Source organism: Kitasatospora sp. NPDC001159, from assembly GCF_053598235.1.
In genome coordinates this window covers 1-2,070 of record NZ_JBSFJV010000258.1, presented here as the reverse complement: position 1 = coordinate 2,070, position 2,070 = coordinate 1, and the positions used below count along the sequence as shown (strand labels likewise).

2 protein-coding genes and 1 pseudogene are annotated in these 2,070 nt (G+C 68.9%); all 3 read right to left on the bottom strand.

The window, feature by feature from the left end; genetic code table 11:
• Positions 1-839 (bottom strand): histidine kinase (locus tag ACWC9T_RS41665; RefSeq protein ID WP_449826227.1); only part of this gene is annotated, 839 nt, incomplete at its 3' end.
• 129 nt (positions 840-968) lie between these two features.
• Entirely contained in the window at positions 969-1,622 is a 654-nt protein-coding gene (gene kdpC, locus ACWC9T_RS41660; protein WP_449826226.1) for a K(+)-transporting ATPase subunit C, read from the bottom strand.
• A 16-nt stretch (positions 1,623-1,638) separates the two neighbouring features.
• A pseudogene (locus ACWC9T_RS41655) lies at positions 1,639-2,070 on the bottom strand (potassium-transporting ATPase subunit B); the annotation flags it as partial.

Here is a 2,070-nt window from a genome sequence, read left to right as displayed (position 1 = left end):
CTGCGGGAGACGTGGACGGCCAGCAGCTCACCGCCGGCGGCGACGGCGATCCGGGCGGCCCGTCTGACCAGGGTCTCGCCCTCCGGGCCGCCGGTGAGGGCGACGACGACCCGCTCACGGGTCTCCCAGACCCGGTCGATCTTGTGGCTGGCCCGGTAGTCGCGCAGCCCCTCGTCCACCCGCCCGGCCACCCAGAGCAGGGCGAGTTCGCGCAGGGCGGTGAGGTTGCCGACCCGGAAGTAGTTGGAGAGCGCGGCGTCCACCTTCTCCGCCTTGTAGACGTTGCCGTGGGCCATGCGTCGACGCAGCGCCTGCGGGGCCATGTCGACGAGTTCGAGCTGGTCGGCCCGACGGACCACCTCGTCCGGGACGGTCTCGCGCTGGGGGATGCCGGTGATCTTCTGGACGACGTCGTTCAGCGATTCCAGGTGCTGGATGTTGACGGTGGTGATGACGTCGATCCCGGCGGCGAGCAGTTCCTCGACGTCCTGCCAGCGCTTGGCGTGCCGGCCGCCGGGGATGTTGGTGTGCGCCAGCTCGTCCACCAGGACGACGGCCGGACGGCGGGCGAGCACCGCGTCGACGTCCATCTCCTCGAACTCGGCGTCGCGGTAGGAGCGGCGGACGCGGGGCAGGACCTCCAGGCCGCTGAGCATGGCCTCGGTGTGGCGGCGGCCGTGGCACTCGATGTACCCGACCACGACATCGGCCCCGCGCTCCTGTCTGCGCCGGGCCTCGTCCAGCATCCGGTAGGTCTTGCCGACCCCCGGGGCGGAACCGAGGTACACCCTCAGCCGGCCGCCGCGGATGCCGGAGCCGGGGGTGAGGTCGCGGGCCATGGGCACTGCTCTTTCCTTGTGTCGCCAGCAGGTTGGTGGTGCGCAGACATGGACGACCGACCCGGGCAGCAGGGGGGTGCTCCCCGCGCCCGGGTCGGTGTCATCACCCGGCAGATTGACGGATTGTCATCACTTCTGCTCGCTGATGGCCTTGTTGAGGAGGACGACGTTGACGCCCTCGTCACCGAGGAAACCGAGCGAACGGCCCTCGGTGTACTTGTCGACCAGCTTGGCAACCGTCTCCACCGGCAGGTTGCGCTTCTGCGCGACCCGGTTGACCTGCTCCTTGGCGTAGGCCACCGAGATGTGCGGGTCGAGGCCGGAGCCGGAGGCGGTCAGCGCGTCGGCCGGCACGCTCGCCGGGTCGACGCCGTCGAACGCGGCGACGGCGGCGCGGCGGTCGTTGACGGCCTTGAGCAGGTCGTCGCTGTTCGGGCCGAGGTTGGAGGCGCTGGAGGAGGACGGGTCGTAGCCCGTCCCGGCGGCGGAGGGCCGGGGCTGGAACCACTTCGGGTCCGGCTTTGCCTCCTCCTTCGGGTCGCCCCCCGCAGTTGAACCAGAAGGGGCCTTCTTCGGCAGGTTGAAGTTCTGGCCGAGCAGGCTGGAGCCGACCTCCTTGCCGTCGGACTTCACGATCGAGCCGTTGGCCTTGTCGCTGAACGCGACCTGGCTGATCCCGGTGACCAGCAGCGGGTAGGCAATTCCGAGGATCACCGTGAGCACCAGGAGCACGCGCAGAGCGGTGAAGTGGGTCCGCACGGTGGCGGGCAGGGGCTTGGACATTGCGGTGGCTCCTTTCTCAGTTGAGGCCGGGGATGAACTGGACGATCAGGTCGATCAGCTTGATGCCGATGAACGGCACCACCAGACCGCCAAGGCCGTAGATCCCGATGTTGCGGGCCAGCAGCGAGCTGGCGTCGGACGGGCGGTACTTGACGCCGCGCAGGGCGAGCGGGATCAGGCCGATGATGACCAGGGCGTTGAAGATGATCGCCGAGGTGATCGCGGACTGGGGGCTGTGCAGGCCCATGATGTTGAGGTGGCTCAGGCCCGGGTAGACCCCGGCGAACATCGCGGGGATGATCGCGAAGTACTTGGCCACGTCGTTGGCGATCGAGAAGGTGGTCAGCGCACCGCGGGTGATCAGCAGCTGCTTGCCGATCTCCACGATCTCGATCAGCTTGGTCGGGTTGGAGTCCAGGTCGACCATGTTGCCGGCCTCCTTGGCCGC